We start from the raw sequence: 17,342 nt of genomic DNA, 5'->3' as shown, positions 1-17,342 counted from the left end.
TTGGTCATGGTCGTGTCCTGTCCTGGGTCGGGTGGTCTTGGTGGGCTCGGGTGTGGGCTAGGCGGTAGCTCGTGGTCCCGGTCTCGATGATGTGGCCGGCGAACGTGAGGCGGTCCACGATCGCGGTGCAGAGCCGGGGATCGGTGAACGTCTTGGTCCAACCGCTGAAGGGCTCGTTGGAGGCCACCGCGATCGCGTTGCGTTCCTCGCGTTCGGTCAGGACCTGGAACAACAGCTCGGCCCCGCGCCGGTCCAGGCCGAGGTAGCCGCGCTCGTCCAGGCAGAGGAGATCGACCCGCCCGTAGCGGGCGATGACCTTGGACAGGGTCCGGTCGTTCTCCGCTTCGGCGAGCTCGTTGACCAGGTGGCTGGCCAGGACGTAACGGACCCGGTAGCCGGCTTCGGCCGCGGCGATGCCCAGCCCGATGAGCAGGTAGGACTTGCCGGTGCCGGAGTCGCCGATCAGGCAGACCGGGGACCCGGTGCCCACCCAGGTGCTGGTGGTCAGGGTGGCGATAGTCACGGGGTTGACGGTGTCGTTGGCGGTGAAGTCGAAGTCCTCCAGGCATTTGCTGCGCGGGAGCGCCGCTTCACGGATGCGGCGCACGCGTCGTCATTCGTCGCGGTCGTCGCACTCGGCGAGCAGGACCTCGGCCAGGAACGCCGCATAGCTGGCCTGGTCACGTTCGGCCGCGGCGACGAGCTCGTCGGCGCGGTCGCGGATGGTCGGCAGGTGCAGGACCCGGCATGCCGCGTCGATCCCGGTCAGCGAGGCCGCCTCTGGGGCGCGACCCCGAACAGGCGCGGCGGGACGGTAGTCGCGGCCGGGGCCGGCCTGGGACGCGTGGTTGTGGTGGTGGGCATCAGATCGCTTCTCCTGTCGCGGGGTGGGGCTCGCTGCCCGCGCGGCGGCGCAGCAGTTCGTCGTAGGGGGTCACGCTCGGTGTGGGTCGGTCGTCGGCGGGCAGGTCCGTGGTCGCGGTGGGGCGCTCGGGTAAGGTCAGCACCCCGGATCCATCGGCAGATCCGCGCGGGAGGGGTGCCGCTGCTGCGGCGGCGCGGCGGGCCTCGTCGGCGACCACGTCCGAGGACGCCACGCCCAAGGTGAGCGCGGCCTTCATCCCTGCGATGACGGCGGCCGCGGGCAGTCGGCGGTGCAGGAGTAGGACCTCGATCAGCGTCGTGGTCCCGGCGGTGTCCCCGCCCGCGGTGCGCGCCGCGGCCCAGAACGCCACATGGGTCGCGGTGAACATCCCGGCCTTGCGGGCCTGGGCCAGGGCGGTCGCCCCGGGCAGCGCACCGGGATTGCGGCCCAGGACCTCCAGGTAGTGGTCCAGGTCCAGGACCTCCCCGCCGCGCTCGGTGCACCGCGGGTGGGTCGCGACCTGCCTCGCCCCGTCGAACACGAGGACCTCGGTCGCGCGCAGCAGCACCCGCAGGCGTCGGCCGATCAGCTTGGCGGGCACCGAGTACCGGCACTGGCGCACGGTGATACGCGCGTATCGGTCGACCCGCGGCGTCAACGTCAGCCCGGTCTCGAACACTTCCGTGGGCAGCGCCCGCAGCGGGGGCGCTTCGATCGCGAAGTCGCGCCCGACGCTGTGGGCCCGGTTCTCGATACGCCGGTCGTCGTCGCGGGCGTCGTAGCCCACCAGCTTCTCGTTCAGCTCGGCCAACGAGTTGACCTTTGGCATCGGGACTAGGTGTTCTGGCTCATGACCTTGGTGACGCCTGCGTGGAGGCGTGAGGCCGGGGGCTGGTTCCCGATGGCAGTGTGGGCTCGATGGTAGTTGTAGTGGATGTTCCAGACCGTGATCGCGGCGGCGCGGTCGGCCTCGCAGGTCCAGACCCGGGCGTAGAGGAGCTCTTCGGCCAGGGTCCGGTTGTAGCGCTCGACCTTGCCGTTGTGCCGCGGGGTGAAGGCCCGGATGCGCTGGGGCGGGCCACGGCTGAGACGGTGCGGTGGAACGCGCGGGCGGTGTAGTTGGACCCGTTGTCGGTGATCACCCGGGTCATGCGGATGATGCCGTGGGCGGCGAAGAACGCCCGGGCCCGGTGGAAGAACCCGATGGTCGTGGACGCCTGCTCGTTGGGCAGGTGCTCGGTGTAGGCCAGGCGGGAGTACCCGTCGATGGCGGAGTGCAGGTAGACGTACCCGGCCTTGGCGCCCTTGCCCTTGGCGCGTTGGGCAGCTTTGTCTGCCGCCGAGCCGCGGCCGTGGGCGCGCCACCCGCCGCCGTCGGGGATGCGCCCGACCTTCTTCACATCCAGGTGGACCATGTGCCCCGGGTAGCGGGCCGTGATGCGTCGTCCGGTCCGGTTGGTCGACCCGTCGGGGTCGATGTCGCGGCGTCGGTTGATCCCCAGGCGCACCAGCCAGCGCCCCACGCTCGCCACGGACACCGCGTGCCCGCCGCTGCGCAGCTCGAGGGCGATCTGCCTCGCGGTCCACTTGTCCTGGCGCCGCCAGGTCTCGATCTGGGCCACGAGGTCGGGATCGAGCTGGGTCGGGGACCGGTGCGGGACGCTGGCGCGGTCCGCTAGACCGGCCTCGCCGAGGTCGTCGTACCGGGCCTTCCACTTCGACAAACACTGCCGGGAGATCCCCGCCTCGGCCGCGACATGAGCGATCGGGCGGTGCTCGCACCGCAGCACCAGACGAAGCCTGCCGGCAGGGGTGAACGGGGCATTAGCGTGACACATGACGGGTCTCCTTGGCTCGGATGTGTGGGTCGCACTTCACATCCTGCCGACGGGGACCCGTCCTCGTCTCACAACCCCCGAGTCACCAACCTCATGAGCCACAACAACTAGCCGTCCAACTCCAAAGAACGGTCGTACCGCCAGACCTGAACTGGCCCCGTGAAGAAATCACTGAGAGACCGCCGCTAATCCAGGGAAATCGTCTCAAAGAGTAAATTACCCGGCTCACTGAAAGCCAGATTGCGGTATCCAATACCTAGATCGGCGCCAGATGTAAGGCCCGTCCCTCCCGGGAGCCCGACCACGAGCGGACCGTTGGAGAGCCCTTCAGGAAGCCGATACTCGATGCCGTCAGCCGTCACCATAAACGGCGAGTAATCCTTGATTACTGCTTGGATGAGTTTAAGGCCAATGGGTTCCGAATCAGGAACAAAACGAGCGACTACTATCTCGTCCGATTCCGCTTCGGGAACCATCGCAACTTCATTGGCACGAAGGTGCAGAGTCGACGAATCAACCGACCTACCGCACTGATCAGGCACCTTTGTGAGTGCGACCCATTTCTCGTCCCCAGCGGAAGGCCTGAAATTGCAGGCTAGCGCAAGAATGTAGTTGGGAGATTCCCACAAGGGGTTCCTCCCATCAATCGATACCGTTTGGACTGAACGAATGAACACCTGATCTTCCGGCGAAGATTCGACGGTGTCAGCGTTCCGCTTATCCAAACCCTCCGTATAGGCCGAGTAAGTCTGAAAGATCGGTACAGGTCGCCAATCAAGCCCATACGCCCAAACCAGACTCGTCTCCCAGGGATCAATCGCTACGGGCTTTCCTCTTGCCGCCTCGACAACAGCAGATGGCAATGCATACACATCTCGAGCTCTAGCGGCTGCGTCGTTCAGCGTCCTAGTCTGGTATGCAGGGTCCAGTACCGTCTGTGCGATGCTCTTCCAAGAATCACGCGCCGTGATTGGATTCCAGACGGACCAACTAGACATCGAAAGAACAAGGAGAGAAGCTAAAACCCCAACGGCCAAACGCGGCGACGATCGCTTTGGGGAAACGGAAGTGAACAAAACGGCGGCGAGTGCGAAATACGCGAGTTCATGATTATCATGTCGGGTGAATCCTTGCTTAAATGCGAAGTACATCGACCAAGCGACAATTAACAACACCCCGATCACTATTCGCCGAGACGAGCCCTGAACCGATCGGAAAGCCGCGACAGAGAGAATAGCAAGGGAAGCGGCTGCCAAGGCATAACTAAGTAGGTTCGGCTCAATCTCGTACGACATTGCATCGGAAAATCCCAAGGCGATTCGCATCGAATCAGCGAGCCAACGCACCACATCACGCAGCGACTGCCCCGCGATTGACCAGGCTACAATGAATGATACAACAAATGCCATCACCGAAAGAATAGTCGAACGGACATTTACAGACTTCGAGAAGACCATGGCGATTGCCACGATGCCGAGGAGAGCAATACCCTCCGAGAACTTGACCTGCAGAAGTAGTGCTGAGATAGCTGCGAAGGTCGGCAGGAACCATCCGTTCACTTGGTCTTCCAAGTCCCCCCGGAGGTAAAAGATCGAAAGCGCCGCTCCCGAACAAAACACGAAAAAGCTCGAGAAGCTCAGACCAGCCGTTGAGACCACAATCACAACGACTGCCGAGAGCGGTCCAGCACCCGAGGTGGGGAACACACGACAGAGGCCAAGAAAGACGGCATAGAACGCGATAGCTACAGCGAGTGACACGAAGACAAGGCCCAAAACTACATTCAAGCGACTAGTACTATTCGGAAAATTCAAGAATCCCCATGGTCCGTAAGTGAAGACCAACGAACTGCCGAAACGCAGTTTCTCTCCTGCGGCAATATTCAAGCCAGTAATCCAGCTCGAATCAAGCCCCGCACTCGGAGTCAGTATGGTCCGACACGCCACAAAGAATAGGGACACTATGAGCCAAACCAGAGACTCTGGTCGCCCTGTAAAGTACATTCGAATTCTTGGCTGCAATCCCTCCCGAGTAACCTCGAGTTCGCTCACTGGGCTCGAACGAAGTGCTGATCTCAAATCCATCAGATTACCACCCAAATCCCACAGGAGTGAACTCCTGCGCGTCAACCAATCTTCCTCGCCTGAGCGTCGCCCAAGGCGGAATTAAGACAATCGTCGATCAATCCTTGCTGGCCATCACCACACCAGATAGTCCATCGAATTTGTTACCGTCCTTCGATGGGGATCTGACTCGGCGAAAACCGCGACTCGGTGTCCAATCCTTAGCTCGGAGCCATATCTTCTCAACAAAATGCCAACTCAGCATCGCGAATAGAAGACTACCCACCCAGGAGACCACCAGAAAAACAACAAAGCCATACTTCTGCACATCAGCAGACGCGACAATTTGCTGAACTAGAAATCCGTAGATGTATATTCCGTAGGAATAGTCATTCACTGCGCCGACTCTCCGAAACAGCGGACCGAGGCGGGCAGCGAGCCAAATCACGAAGTACGCCATTGCTGGGTACCCGACGACTGTGTAGCCAGCCATTACCAAGGAGAGTATCCAGATGCAACCGGAGAGTACGCCGAAGCAATCATTCAGCGGGATGCGCTTAGAATAGACCGCCAAAACAGCACCGGTCATAAAGATCATCGTGAACCGAACGTTGAAAAGATCATCAAACCATGGCCCGAAACGGGCCGCCATATCAGGCGCTTCCACCTGCAGAACGGTGAGGACCCACAGTCCAAGCCAGGTTAGGACAATAATTGGACGCGCGCGACGCATGACGCCGAGGAGAGCGAGTGCCCCGACCACTAGATAGCAATGCCACTCATATGCTAAGGTCCAAAGAGAACCGTTGAATACACTTATCGTCGAACTGATGCCGTATGGCGTCCCAATGAATACATCGTGAATTCCCCATTGATTAACGGTCAGAAGAGCGTTTGAAAGAACGTATTGTACGGGACCACCCGCAGAGGACGTCCAGTAGTCCAACACGGGTCTTTGCTCAGACGCCCAGGCGATCGGCCCTACTATCAAGGCGCCGACCGCGAGACACGCCCATAGTCCCGGGAAGATCCGTAGAAACCGATGCCACAGAAACGTAACTGCTTGCGTGCGGATAGCGCTCTTCGTAATCAAGTATCCGCTGATAACAAAAAAGCCAGCTACGGCAATGCCTCCCGCGGAGTCCTGGCCATGCGTCCAAGTGTAGGTCGGATCGCCGCCGAAACCACCCAAGGGAAATGCGTGATCAAATAGCACCAATGAAGCGAACAGCAGGCGGAGAAACCCGAAGGAGTTGTTCTTCCCCCTCAGAGCGCTTCCAATAGTCCCCTCGGCGCTTCCACAGAGGGGCCCCCGTCCTCCGGACTGCTCATGGTCAGATGGAAAGTCGATTCCCCATTGAACCTCGCCAAGCAACTTTGTTCTAGCGCCCACGTCCCAGTCGCTCATGCTCGTCGGCGAAAGAGCCTTGTCAGTTGCCACGACCTAGATCCGAACAGGGCCTGAATCACCTGTTCCATCTGCTCAGTATTCAAGTCAAAGTAGTCCTCAAGACGTACCTTTCGTCCATGCCCAAACAATCGACTAAAGGCGCGAAGAGGCGCTGCGACCCTCCATGACCGGGATCTAAGAATAGCTTGGATTCGGCGAAGCCTATCTAGCCGATCACGACAAACATCAATTGTGCTGTCATTGGGAATGATACATTCTGCCGCCGCCGAATCCCTGCCCGCTAGGCTCGCTACCTCGGCGCGAAGCTGATCTCGCTCCTGAAGAATCTCCCGAACGCGCCGCGCACTACCTGCCGGGAAGAGAATCTGCGATTCATCGAACTTCCTAAAGATGGCCCCGTTGTTGCGCAGCCATTCGTGCTCGTCGTGTTCCGTATGTGAGGTTTCGGCCGCTTCCCACCAACGGTAGATACAGGTCACAGTCGGTGACGAATCGACACCCACAATTGACGCTGCCCTCATCATGAAATCCCAATCTTCCGTCGTCGAAAGTCCTTCATCGAACTGCTGCCCGAGATCATGAAAGACTCCGCGCGGAAACGCGACCGCAGTATTTGGAGTGTGGTTGTCTTTGAGGTGGTCGAGAAAATCGAAGGTCGGAGGATACTGATCGATCAATGGACCTGTCGCACGGCCGGCCGATCGACCCTCAATCTGCACTATCTCGGCGCGTTGCGGCACGGAAACGGTGCGCAGCATCCGTCCCGCCGCGCGCCTCTCCATGGACGCAAAGGTCTCAATCCAGTGGGCGAAAACCAGGTCGTCGTCGTCGAGGATGGCGATGTACCGACCAGTCGCGGCGGAGAACCCGGCATTCAGCGGCGCTGACCTGCTCCCGTGATCGAGGACCACAAGCCGTATGCGCTCACGCAGAAACTGGGGAGTGTCTTCTATCAAGCGCTCAACGGCGATCTGCTGCTCGATGTTTATCTTGTGAGCGACAACTACTACTTCGAAATCCGTAGAAGTTTGCGCGGCGAGGCAGGTAAAGACCTCGCGTAGGCCGTGCGATCGACTCCCCTGCGTTCGGACAACGATTGACAGGAAGGGCCGTTCCGGTTCCCGGTCAATTGTTATTCCGTCCGCGCTGGCCCGCGGGCCAGGCACACAGGCCCACACGAATTGATTGACCATGTCATCACCGGACGCGTCCCTACGCAACGCCGTGAGGTAGCGGTGCAGACTCGTCTTGTCGCCGAGCGCGGGGTGCGTTGACGGGAAGTGCTGGTCGCTCCGCGCTAGTTCAACATTCGACTCGTCGAACTTGTAGAGACCGAACGAGCGCAATGCTTGCTCAAGAGAGTTTCTCGTATAGAACCGCACGTGCGTCATGTCGAGGAGACCGGACTCGGTCACATCCCACCTACCGAACGCAAGTTTGAGCCCAACGTCAAGGTGGGTGATGTTCGGAACACTTACGACGACGAGTGCACCGTGCTCGCCAGCAAGTTTCGCAACGGCGGATACGGGGCTTCCCGCGTCTGACAGGTGCTCAATCACATCAAGCAAGCTAATCGATGCAACCCGCCGGCCGCCGACAATTTTCCGAAGCTCGGCGAGAGTCGCAGCGTGGGCTCCAAGGCGCCCTTGATGCCCCTCGAGACCCCTGTCCTTGAGTGATGCCACGGCTTCGGGATCCATGTCGACACCGACATACACAAGACCCGTGACCCGTTCCAGTTCCTCGGCGAGATGCCCATATCCGCAACCGAGATCCAGATGGATCGCCTCAACCCCGACCAAGGCATCCTCGTTGATGTGCTGCACCAAGAGGCCTAGTGTCCGCCCATAGGCGTTCCTCGGCCCGAACTCGTTGTCGTACTTACCCATGTCGTCCACCTCAGAACCGGTGCGCGGCGTAGTTGCCACCGATAAATTGCCCGACCTTGTGCTCTTCATCGGTCGGGGTCGCGAGAGCGTTGTTGTCCCTTCGTTCCCGGAATGCATTTGCGGCTGCGCGGTGATAGTCCTGACCGTGTGCATCGAAGTCCGCAAGGGTCGATTCGACGAGATCGGGCCGCGACCATTTGTGGGCAAGTATCAATGCGGCTTCGGCCGAGTAGTAGTGCTCGGCATCTGACGGAGGCATCGTCAACTCGGTGCCAACGCGCTTGTCGTGGAAGACGGCCGCCGCAGGCTGATGGACGATGCGCAGCCCTAACTGGCGAACCCGCCAAGCAAGATCGACGTCGTCGCAGTACATGAAGAACGAGTCGGCGTCATACCCCTGCAGTTCCCGGAATACTGCGGCCGAGATTAGCGAGCAGGCTCCAGACGCCCAGGAAGTCTCTCCAGTCGCTTGGTCATAGGACTTCGGATGTTCTATCGGCAACTGCTTCGCCTCTGTCATCCCTACCGCAGTGCGGCGGAAGGGCTCAAGAAGGAAGTCCAGCGTGCGGGGTGAGACGACGATGTCAGGGTTAGTGAGGAAGATGAAGTCCGCCTCTGTGCCTTCCGCAAGCGTGTTGTGCCCGCGTGCCGAGCCGAGGTTCGCCGCGAACCATGTGTAAGTCAGGAACACGTAGGGGCTACAAAGCTCCTGAAGTGCTGCCACGTCGGCGTCCTCCAAGCATCGCAAAGGGGACGAATCACCAATCGCAAGCGTCACGGCGCGAACCGAACCCGACTCAGACATCGATATCTCGGCGGCCCGCACCAAGCTCTCGACCGAACGCCGAAGGTCGGCAACTGCAGTGTTGTACAGGACACTCTGAACCTGGACAAAAGGAACTTCGTCGCGAAGAAGCGGCGTCCGCTCGGGCCAGGGCTGCGAAGTGACAACACTCACGCCGTTCGGTGACACGACAGACCCCCAGGGTCAAGTTGTTGAGGCGTACTACCGCCGGCTGGCTTGATGCTTGCGAAGCAAGCGTAACGGTCGCCCGCCCCAAACAAGAATATGACCCCGGACTAGTGGGGCTCGGGAATGACCAGTTGCGAGGCCTTGGCCCAACGCCTCGCCCAGTCCCCGATCGGCTCGATCCCGATCGCCGTCAGCGCGTCGTGCCCAAGCACGGAGTACGCCGGGCGAGGTGCCGGCCGCACGAACGCCTCGCTCGTGGTGGTGTGCACGATGGCCGGGTCGAGACCGGCCGCGGCGACCGCGGCTTGCGCGAACTCGTGCCAGGAGGCGACCCCGGACGACGTGCCGTGGTAGGTGCCGCTGGGTGCCTTCGCGGCGACGAGTCGCAGGATCAGGTCGGCGAGGTCAGAGGTCCAGGTGGGCTGACCGAATTGGTCGTCCACCACATCGAGGCCCCCACGCTCGGCGGCCACCCGCGCGATCGTCTTCGGGAAGCAACTGCCGCCAGCGCCATAGAGCCAGGCGGTACGCACGATGAGGTGGTCGGGCGCCTCGGCGCGCACGGCCCACTCCCCGGCGCCCTTGGTCCGGCCGTAGGCCGAGCGGGGGGCGAGTGGCGCGCCCTCGCGGTAGGGCGTCGTGCCCGTCCCGTCGAACACGTAGTCGGTCGAGACCTGCACCATGCGGGCGCCATGGGTCTGGGCCGCGCGGGCGAGCATCTGAGGACCGACCGCGTTGATCGTGAACGCGGCGCCCTCATTCTTCTCGGCGGCATCGACCGCCGTGTAGGCGGCACAGTTCGCCACGACGTCGTAGCCGGCCACCGCGGCATCGACCGCCGCCGCGTCGGTGATGTCCAGCTCCGGGCGGTCGGTTGCGGTGACCTCCTCGCCGTGGGCGCGAAGCGCACCGACCAGATCCTGCCCGAGCATTCCCGCCGCACCCGTCACCAACCAGCGCACAACAACTCCCCGTTTCGACGTCGACGAACGGTCAAGGGTAGCCGCGCCGTTAGGCTGTCCCGACCCGCCTGCAACGCTAGGAGAATCACTGTGCAGTTCCGCGAGCTCAAGGTCCCCGGGGCCTGGGAGATCACCCCGAAGCAGTTCGGCGACCCGCGTGGGGTGTTTCTCGAGTGGTTCAAGTCGGGTGCGCTCGCCGAGAAGCTGGGCCACCCGTTCGACCTGCAGCAGTCGAACTGCTCGGTCTCGGCCGCAGGAGTGCTTCGCGGCATCCACTTCGCCGACGTGCCTCCCGGCCAGGCCAAGTACGTCACCTGCGCCAAGGGCGCCGTGCTTGACGTCGCGGTCGACATCCGGGTGGGCTCCCCGACGTTCGGGCAGTGGGACACCGTGCTGCTCGACGACGTCGACCGGCGCGCCATCTACCTGTCCGAGGGCCTAGGCCACGCGTTCATGTCGCTCGAGGACGACTCGACAGTCCTGTACCTGTGCTCGACGGGCTACTCCCCCACCAGCGAGCACGGCATCCACCCCCTAGACCCCGAGGTGGCCATCGCGTGGCCGACGACGGACCGGGCCGGTCGGGCGCTCACCCCGCAACTGTCCGACAAGGACCTGATCGCACCGACACTGGCGCAGGCGCGAGAGCAGGGACTGCTGCCGACGTTCGACGCCGTCCAGGAGTACATCCGGTCGCTGGGCTGACTGCGCTGAAGCCGACATCCCCGCCGGGCTGGCGGACGCGTCGTCAGGCGACGTCGCCCGCCAGCCCCGCCGCGGCCCGCGCCTGGGCCTCCTCGCGACGGCGCGCGATGACCGCGACCAACGCCGCGATCCCCGCGATCGTGAGGTCGCCGACCGTGAAGATCAGGCGGGACGCGACCGCGAGCCCGGTCGCCTGTCCGACCGTCATCACCGTGGCGAGCGCCCCGACGATGACCGCCTCGCGCACCCCGATGCCGGACGGCAAGAATATGGCGAACAGCCCGGCGGTGAACCCGATGGCGATCGTGCCGATGCAGAGCAGCACGACCGACGGGCCAGGGTCGACGAGGGCGTTCGCCAGGAACCACAGGTGGAGACCGAAGAACGCGTACGAGGTCATCGCCCAGCCGAGCGAGCGCGCGACCACCCGGCGACGCAACGTGTGGTCGAGCGGTGGCTTGCGCAGGACGCGAAACACGAGCGACGCGAGCCAGGTCATCACCTTTGGGTGCAGACATAACAGGCCCAGCGGGAGCAGCAGGTACAGCCACAGCAGCTCACGGTTCCCGTCGAGCACCACCGGCAGCGCGGCCACCCCGAGCAAGAGCGAAGCGACCACCCCGACCCCGGCCGCGAACAGGCTCGCCGCGAACACCCGGGCCCGGGCGATGCCGTACCGGCGCCCCAGCTCCATCTGCAGCAGGTAGGCCCAGACCGAGCCGGGAACGTACTTGCCCAGCTGCCCCACCAGGCACACCTGGGCGCCCTTGACGACGCCGACGCGGGGTCCCATGTCGTCGAGCAGCGTCTGCCAGCTCAGCGTGCCGGCCACCAGGCCAAGGATCACGCACCCGAAGGACACGATCGCGGTGAGCGGCTGCACGGTCTCGAGCGCCTGCTGCACCTCGTCCCACTGCCGGATCACCTGCCAGGACGCGGCGCCGACCACCAGGATGATCAGCGCCCAGCGCACGACCACGAGCAGGACCGCCCGACGCGCGCTTCGACCGCCCGCGACTGCGTCGGTCGGGGCGGACTCGGTTGTCGGTGTCGTCACGATCCTTCTCGAAAGTCTCGGCAATCTCGGGCGTCGGATGCGCGGACCACCCCGGTCATCACGGGCAGAACGCTCGGACGAAGGTACACGATCACGGCACCACCACCTGCGTGTGACGCTCCCACCACACGAACGGCTCGCTGAGCACGGTCGGCGCCAGCCCCGAGGTCGGCACCCGGCCTGCCGCATAGACGGCGCGGACCGAGGCGATCGCGTCGTCGTCGACCCCCAACCGCGCCATGCCGACCGCATTCGTGCCGCGCAGCCGCGCGGGATTGCCATAGACCAGCGCGAACGGCGGGACGTCGCGGGTGACGACCGATCCCATCCCGACCATCGCGCCAGGGCCCACGATCCGGCGCTGGTGCACGACAGTGCCGAGCCCGATGTTCGCACCGGTGCCTACCAGCACGTGGCCGCCCATGGTCACGGTGGAGGCGAGCGTGACGCCGTCGGCCAGGACCGTGTCGTGCGCGACATACACCTTGTTCATGATGAAGCAGTCGTTGCCGACCACCGTGGGCTTCTTCCAGCCCTGATGGATGAGCGTCTGCTCGCGGATCACGTTGCGGTGCCCGATGCGAACCCCGACACCGGCCACCTCTGCCTTCCACTGCGCGGCGTGCTCGACACCTCGGACCTCCGGAGGCGTGCCGATGGTCACGCCGGGGCCGATCCAGTTGTCGTCACCGATCTCCAGCGGTCCGTAGAGCACAGCGTGCGGACCGATAACATTGCCAGTGCCGAGAACCACACCGTTGCCGATGACAGCCGTGGGATGAATGGTGTTCATGGTCCTCCGATTTAGCCCAGCCTGACTAGCAGGCTACCGCCGGAGCTTCGACCGACGGTCCCGGCGTACCCCCGGCGCGACGCTGCTACCGTCGAGCGCGCCAATTCCCAGCGAAAGACGAGGTTTTCCCGTGATCCCCATCTCCTCCGTCGTCCTCGGCCCCGAGGTCGAGGCCGAGGTACTCAAGGTCCTGCGGTCGGGCATGATCGCGCAGGGTCCGGTGGTGGCCGAGTTCGAGCGGCGATTCGCCGAGCTCACCGGCGTGCGCCACGCAGTCGCGGTCAGCAACGGAACCATCGCGCTGGTGGCAGCCCTGCAGGTGCTGGACCTGCAGCCGGGCGACGAGGTGCTCACGACCCCGTTCACGTTCGTGGCCACTCTCAACGCAATCCTCGAGGCTGGCGCCACCGCCACCTTCGCCGACATCAGCGAGGACGACTTCAACCTCGACCCGATCGCCGCCGAGAAGGCGATCAACGAGCGCACCAAGGTCCTCATGCCCGTCCACCTCTACGGACAGACGGCCGACGCGGGCGCCTTCACGTCGATCGCGGACCGCCACGGGCTCGCGCTGGTCGAGGACTCCGCGCAATCGCACGGTGCCACGTTCGAGGGCCGTGCCGCCGGCAGCTTCGGCATCGGGTGCTTCTCGTTCTACGGGACCAAGAACATCACGACCGGGGAGGGCGGCATCGTCACCACGAACGACGACGCCGTCGCCGACCGCCTCCGGGTCCTGCGCAACCAGGGCATGCGGGCGCGTTACCAGTACGAGATGGCCGGGCACAACTACCGCATGACCGACCTGCAAGCGGCGCTCGCGCTCCCCCAGATCGACCGGTACGCCACGACCGTCGCGACCCGCCAGGCCAACGCGACCGCGCTCACCGCCGGCCTCGAGGGCATCCCCGGGCTGATCGTGCCGCGTTCCCTGCCGGGCCGCTCGCACGTGTGGCACCAGTACACGGTGCGGATCACGCCGGACGCCGCAGTCGACCGCGCCGAGTTCACCGCAAAGCTCACCGAGGCCGGGATCGGCAACGGCATCTACTACCCGAGCCTGGTCTTCGACTACGACTGCTACCGCAACCACCCCGGCGTTCGCATCAGCGACGTCCCCGTCGCGGCCCGCATCGTCTCCGAGGTCGTCTCGCTGCCGGTGCATCCCAAGGTCAGCGCCGACGACATCGCCGAGGTCATCGCGGCTGTCCGTTCCATCCTGGGGGCCTGACCATGAGCAACTCCCCGCAGATCCTGCTCGTGGGTGCCGGCTCGATGGGCTCCCTGCACGCGCGGGTCACCGCCCAGGCGAGCGGCGCGGACCTCGCCGTGATCGTCGACCCCCGGCAGGAGAACGGCCAGGCCCTCGCCGATCGCTTCGGAGCGACCTGGCGGCCCGAGCTCGGCTCGCTGGCCGGGATCGACGCCGTCATCATCGCGGCCGCGACCGAGGCGCACTTCGGCTTGGCCAAGCAGGTGCTCGAGGCCGGGGTTCCGCTGCTCGTCGAGAAGCCCGTCACGGATCACCTCGAGCAGACCATCGAGATCCTCGAGCTGTCTGCCGCGCGCAGGGTGCCGATCATGTGCGGGCTGCTCGAGCGCTACAACCCCGCCGTGCTGACTGCCCTGAGCGTCGTGCGCGAACCGATCCACGTGACCGGTGTGCGGCACTCCCCCTACGTCCCCCGCATCCGCACAGGCGTCGCGTGGGACCTCCTGGTGCACGACGTCGACCTCGCGCTCCAGGTGCTCGACGGGGACGTAGCGAGCATCGACGCGGTCGTCGGCCACTTCAACCCGTCCTCGGCGCCTGGCGCCGAGGACATGGTGGACGCGCTGCTGAAGTTCGAGTCGGGCGCCTTGGCGTCCATCTCGGCAAGCCGGCTCGGTCAGAACAAGGTGCGCTCGCTGACGATCCACGAGCTCGACCGCATGATCGAGGTCGACCTGCTCCGCCGCGACGTGACCGTCTACAAGCACGTCTCCGGCGAGGCCGCGAGCGACGACGGGCGCGGCTACCGCCAGCAGACGATCATCGAGATCCCCGAGCTGGTCACCTCGCAGGAGCCGCTAGCCGCGCAGCTGGACCGGTTCCTGCAGGTCCTGGCCGGCACCGTCGACGCCGACGCGGAGCGGGCCAGCATCCTGCCGTCCCACCGCGTGGTCGCCCAGGTGAAGGCCGTCAGCGCCGCTTCGGCCTGAGCCTCACCTGCTCGGCCAGCACCGCAAGGTGCTGGTCGAGCACATGCTCCATCGAGAACGACTCGTTCACGACCGCACTGGCACGCACCCCGACCTCGTGCGCCACCGTGCGGTCCTGCAGCACTTCGCACAAGGCCTTGCCGAGCGCGGCTGTGTCGCCGACCGGCGTGAACCAGAGCTGGTCGCGGTTGCGCAGGCCGATCGTCGGGAAGTTGTCCTCGCGCCCCGCGGCGACGACCGGAAGGCCAGCCGCCATGGCCTCGAGCGTGGCCGTGCCCAGACCGATGCCCTGCTCGTGCGACTCGACGTCGGCGGCAGCAAGGTAGTCCGGCACCCGGGACTTGGGGATGGCGCCCACGGAGAGCACCGATCCCTTGACGCCCAGCTCCTCGGCACGCTTCTCGAACAGGTCGTAGTAGACCTTGCCCACCACGACGAGCTTTGCGGTGGGGAACTCCCGGAGCACGGCCGGCATCGCCTCGACGAGAGCGACCCGGTCGCGGAGCGGGATCACGTGCCCGAGCGACAGCACGAGCGGAACGTCGTCGGCCAGTCCTAGATCGCGCCGAGCGGCCGCAGCGTCCCCCCCGGCGGTCCAGGCAGGATCGACCCCCACCGGGATGTAGTCGAGCCCCGAGTAGCACCCTCGGTAGCGGGCCTTGATGTACTCGTCCATCAGGACGTCCATGACGACGATCCGCGGCCGATAGATCCGGAGCGCCGGCGCCACCATCACCGCGTCGAGCCCGCGGAAGACGCCGTGGTAATGCGCCTTGGGGTTCTCGAGCCGGGTGTGCACGCTCAGCAGGGCCGGCACGCCGCGCTTGCGGGCGTACAGCCCGGTGGCCCAGGTCAGGTCGAAGAACTGACCGTGCTGGTGGATCACGTCCGGACGGAACTCGTCGAGGATCCCGGCAAGGTGCGACCAGAGGCTCGGCCGGCTGGCGAACGAGATGTCGAAGCTCACCGCGAACCGGGTCTCGGGCAACGAGAACGACGGCAGCCGCACGATCGTCAGGCCGTCGCGCTCCTCGCGGGCGGGCGCGTCCCCATACTGCGCCGTGACCACGAGCACGTCGTGCCCACGGGCAGCGTAGCCGCGCGCCAGCGAGTCCGACAGGTGCGAGCTCCCCCCGGTCCGCGGCGGGAAGAAGTTGTTGACGACGACGATCCTCATGCGTTCCCCTGCGTTGTCACCGGGACGAACGTGGGGGTGCCGTCGGCCGCGAACTCGATGGTCGACATCACCCGGGCCGGTACCCCTGCCACGACGGTCCGTGAAGCCACATCCCGGGTGACCACCGCACCGGCCGAGATCACCGCCTCGTCGCCGATCGTCACCCCCATCATCACGACGGCGCCCGCGCCGACGAACACGCGGTCGCCGATCACGACCGGGGCACGGTCGACCTCGGCGTACCGCCGGCCGGACACGCACCGCTTGGCGCTCGAATGCGTGTAGATCTGCACGCCGGCGCTGATGTCGCAGCCGGCGCCGATGGTCAGGCCGCCCGACCCGTCCACCACGGTGAACGCACCGATCCAGGTGCCCGCCCCGATCGAGGGCTCGCCGACGATCCACGCGTGCTCGTGGAAAGGGTTCGGCGGCAGAGTCCCCGGCGGGCGGGTCGCCATCAGCCGCCGATCTTGATGAGGTCCGTCATGCCGGCGTGCACCTCGATCGTCGGCTCGAAGCCGAGGATCTCCTTGGCGCGGGTCACGTCAGCGGCGCGGCGGCTGACCAGGACGTCGCGGGGCTTGAAGATCGGCTCGACGTCGGCGCCCACGGCCTCGATGAGGATGCGCGCGAGGTCCGCGATCGTGGTGTCGATGCCGGTGCCGACGTTGATCGGCATGTTCGCCTTCTCGGCCGTGAGCGCGAGCACGATGGCGCGCGCGATGTCGTGGACGTGGATGAAGTCCATCGACTGCTCACCCTTGCCGTCAATGACCGGCGCATCGCCGTTCTTCAGGCGGTTGACGAAGTGGTTGATGACCGAGGTGTAGTAAGCGGTCGTCTTCTGGCCCGGGCCGTACACGTTGAAGAACCGCAGGGCGATCCAGGAGAGGTTGGCGCGGCGCTCGTAGTAGCCGAGCAGGTCCTCGCCGGCGCGCTTGGAGATGCAGTACGGGGTGAGCGGCGAGAGCTCGTCGTCCTCGTGCATCGGGAGCTTCTTCGGGTCGCCGTACACCGAGGCGCTCGACGCGAACACCAGGCGCTCGACATCGTGGTCGGCCGCGGCGGCGAACACGTTGTGGTTGCCGATCATGTTGATGTCCATGGACTCATAGGGGTCCGACTGGCTCTTGTTGATCGAAACAGCTGCGAGGTGGATGACGTGGCTGCAGCCCTTCATCGCCTGGTGGACGGCTCCGCCGTAACGGACGTCCTGGTCGATGAGCTCGACGTCGCCGGTCTCGGCGAGTTTCGCCACCGCGTCCCGGTCACCGCGGAACATGTTGTCGAAGATGCGCACCTTGTAGTCGCGCTCGAGCAGCATCGGGACGACGTGCAGACCGATGAAACCTGCTCCACCGGTGATAAAGACGGTCTTCTTGGGGGCCATGACGGCGTACTCCTTGA

15 protein-coding genes and 1 pseudogene are annotated in these 17,342 nt (G+C 64.7%); 3 read left to right on the top strand and 13 right to left on the bottom strand.

Annotation, left to right across the window (positions count from 1 at the left end; all coding sequences use genetic code 11):
- Positions 1-4: 4 nt before the first annotated feature.
- The 8 genes and pseudogenes from istB to rfbD form a co-directional block, all read right to left on the bottom strand.
- Positions 5-607, bottom strand: coding sequence for an IS21-like element helper ATPase IstB (istB, locus tag VTA80_RS14290; protein WP_407341763.1), 603 nt, complete (start codon positions 605-607; stop codon positions 5-7).
- A gap of 256 nt (positions 608-863) precedes the next feature.
- Complete coding sequence (locus tag VTA80_RS14285; RefSeq protein ID WP_407341762.1) at positions 864-1,694, bottom strand: Mu transposase domain-containing protein; 831 nt, start codon at positions 1,692-1,694, stop codon at positions 864-866.
- Positions 1,695-1,699: 5 nt separating this feature from the next.
- Positions 1,700-2,703 (bottom strand): annotated as a pseudogene (locus VTA80_RS14280) (IS481 family transposase).
- Between the two features lie 185 nt (positions 2,704-2,888).
- Positions 2,889-4,589 (bottom strand): hypothetical protein, encoded by a 1,701-nt coding sequence (locus tag VTA80_RS14275; RefSeq protein WP_407341761.1) that lies wholly within the window; start codon positions 4,587-4,589, stop codon positions 2,889-2,891.
- A 295-nt stretch (positions 4,590-4,884) separates the two neighbouring features.
- A complete protein-coding gene (locus VTA80_RS14270; protein ID WP_407341760.1) occupies positions 4,885-6,207 on the bottom strand; it encodes an acyltransferase family protein in 1,323 nt (440 codons plus the stop codon).
- Complete coding sequence (locus VTA80_RS14265; RefSeq protein WP_407341759.1) at positions 6,171-8,066, bottom strand: methyltransferase domain-containing protein; 1,896 nt, start codon at positions 8,064-8,066, stop codon at positions 6,171-6,173. Before VTA80_RS14265 ends, VTA80_RS14270 begins: the two co-directional genes overlap by 37 nt.
- Positions 8,067-8,076: 10 nt before the next feature.
- Positions 8,077-8,790, bottom strand: coding sequence for a hypothetical protein (locus tag VTA80_RS14260; protein WP_407341758.1), 714 nt, complete (start codon positions 8,788-8,790; stop codon positions 8,077-8,079).
- Between the two features lie 356 nt (positions 8,791-9,146).
- Positions 9,147-10,001: a dTDP-4-dehydrorhamnose reductase gene (gene rfbD, locus VTA80_RS14255; RefSeq protein WP_407341757.1), complete on the bottom strand. Its 855-nt coding sequence runs from the start codon at positions 9,999-10,001 to the stop codon at positions 9,147-9,149.
- Between the two features lie 90 nt (positions 10,002-10,091).
- Here rfbD and VTA80_RS14250 point away from each other — a divergent pair, with 90 nt between their 5' ends.
- Positions 10,092-10,706 (top strand): dTDP-4-dehydrorhamnose 3,5-epimerase family protein, encoded by a 615-nt coding sequence (locus VTA80_RS14250; RefSeq protein WP_407341756.1) that lies wholly within the window; start codon positions 10,092-10,094, stop codon positions 10,704-10,706.
- Between the two features lie 43 nt (positions 10,707-10,749).
- Here the strand turns inward: VTA80_RS14250 and VTA80_RS14245 are convergent, their stop codons facing one another.
- Together VTA80_RS14245 and VTA80_RS14240 are read right to left on the bottom strand one after the other, a co-directional pair.
- The gene (locus VTA80_RS14245; protein WP_407341755.1) at positions 10,750-11,763 is read right to left on the bottom strand and encodes a lysylphosphatidylglycerol synthase domain-containing protein; all 1,014 of its coding nucleotides are present in this window, start codon (positions 11,761-11,763) and stop codon (positions 10,750-10,752) included.
- Between the two features lie 91 nt (positions 11,764-11,854).
- Positions 11,855-12,556 carry a UDP-N-acetylglucosamine acyltransferase gene (locus tag VTA80_RS14240; RefSeq protein ID WP_407341754.1) on the bottom strand — a complete coding sequence of 234 codons (702 nt, stop codon included), beginning with the start codon at positions 12,554-12,556 and terminating at the stop codon, positions 11,855-11,857.
- 130 nt (positions 12,557-12,686) lie between these two features.
- Between VTA80_RS14240 and VTA80_RS14235 the strand changes: the two genes are divergently transcribed.
- Positions 12,687-13,787, top strand: a complete 1,101-nt coding sequence (locus VTA80_RS14235; protein ID WP_407341753.1) for a DegT/DnrJ/EryC1/StrS family aminotransferase — start codon at positions 12,687-12,689, stop codon at positions 13,785-13,787.
- Positions 13,788-13,789: 2 nt separating this feature from the next.
- Positions 13,790-14,758: a Gfo/Idh/MocA family protein gene (locus VTA80_RS14230; protein WP_407341752.1), complete on the top strand. Its 969-nt coding sequence runs from the start codon at positions 13,790-13,792 to the stop codon at positions 14,756-14,758.
- Here VTA80_RS14230 and VTA80_RS14225 read toward each other — a convergent pair.
- The 3 genes from VTA80_RS14225 to VTA80_RS14215 are packed head-to-tail and all read right to left on the bottom strand — an operon-like array spanning position 14,739 to position 17,325.
- Entirely contained in the window at positions 14,739-15,935 is a 1,197-nt protein-coding gene (locus VTA80_RS14225; protein ID WP_407341751.1) for a glycosyltransferase family 4 protein, read from the bottom strand. The two genes, VTA80_RS14230 and VTA80_RS14225, sit on opposite strands and share 20 nt — an antisense overlap.
- Positions 15,932-16,393, bottom strand: coding sequence for an acyltransferase (locus VTA80_RS14220; protein WP_407341750.1), 462 nt, complete (start codon positions 16,391-16,393; stop codon positions 15,932-15,934). Before VTA80_RS14220 ends, VTA80_RS14225 begins: the two co-directional genes overlap by 4 nt.
- Positions 16,393-17,325 (bottom strand): NAD-dependent epimerase/dehydratase family protein, encoded by a 933-nt coding sequence (locus VTA80_RS14215; RefSeq protein ID WP_407341749.1) that lies wholly within the window; start codon positions 17,323-17,325, stop codon positions 16,393-16,395. The genes VTA80_RS14220 and VTA80_RS14215 overlap by 1 nt, the downstream gene beginning before the upstream one ends.
- Positions 17,326-17,342: the final 17 nt, after the last annotated feature.

This window comes from Pengzhenrongella phosphoraccumulans (assembly GCF_045689905.1).
GTDB classification, from domain to species: Bacteria; Actinomycetota; Actinomycetes; order Actinomycetales; family Cellulomonadaceae; genus Pengzhenrongella; species Pengzhenrongella phosphoraccumulans.
The sequence above is the reverse complement of the archived record's forward strand: the minus strand, read 5'-3'. Positions and strand labels throughout refer to the sequence as shown.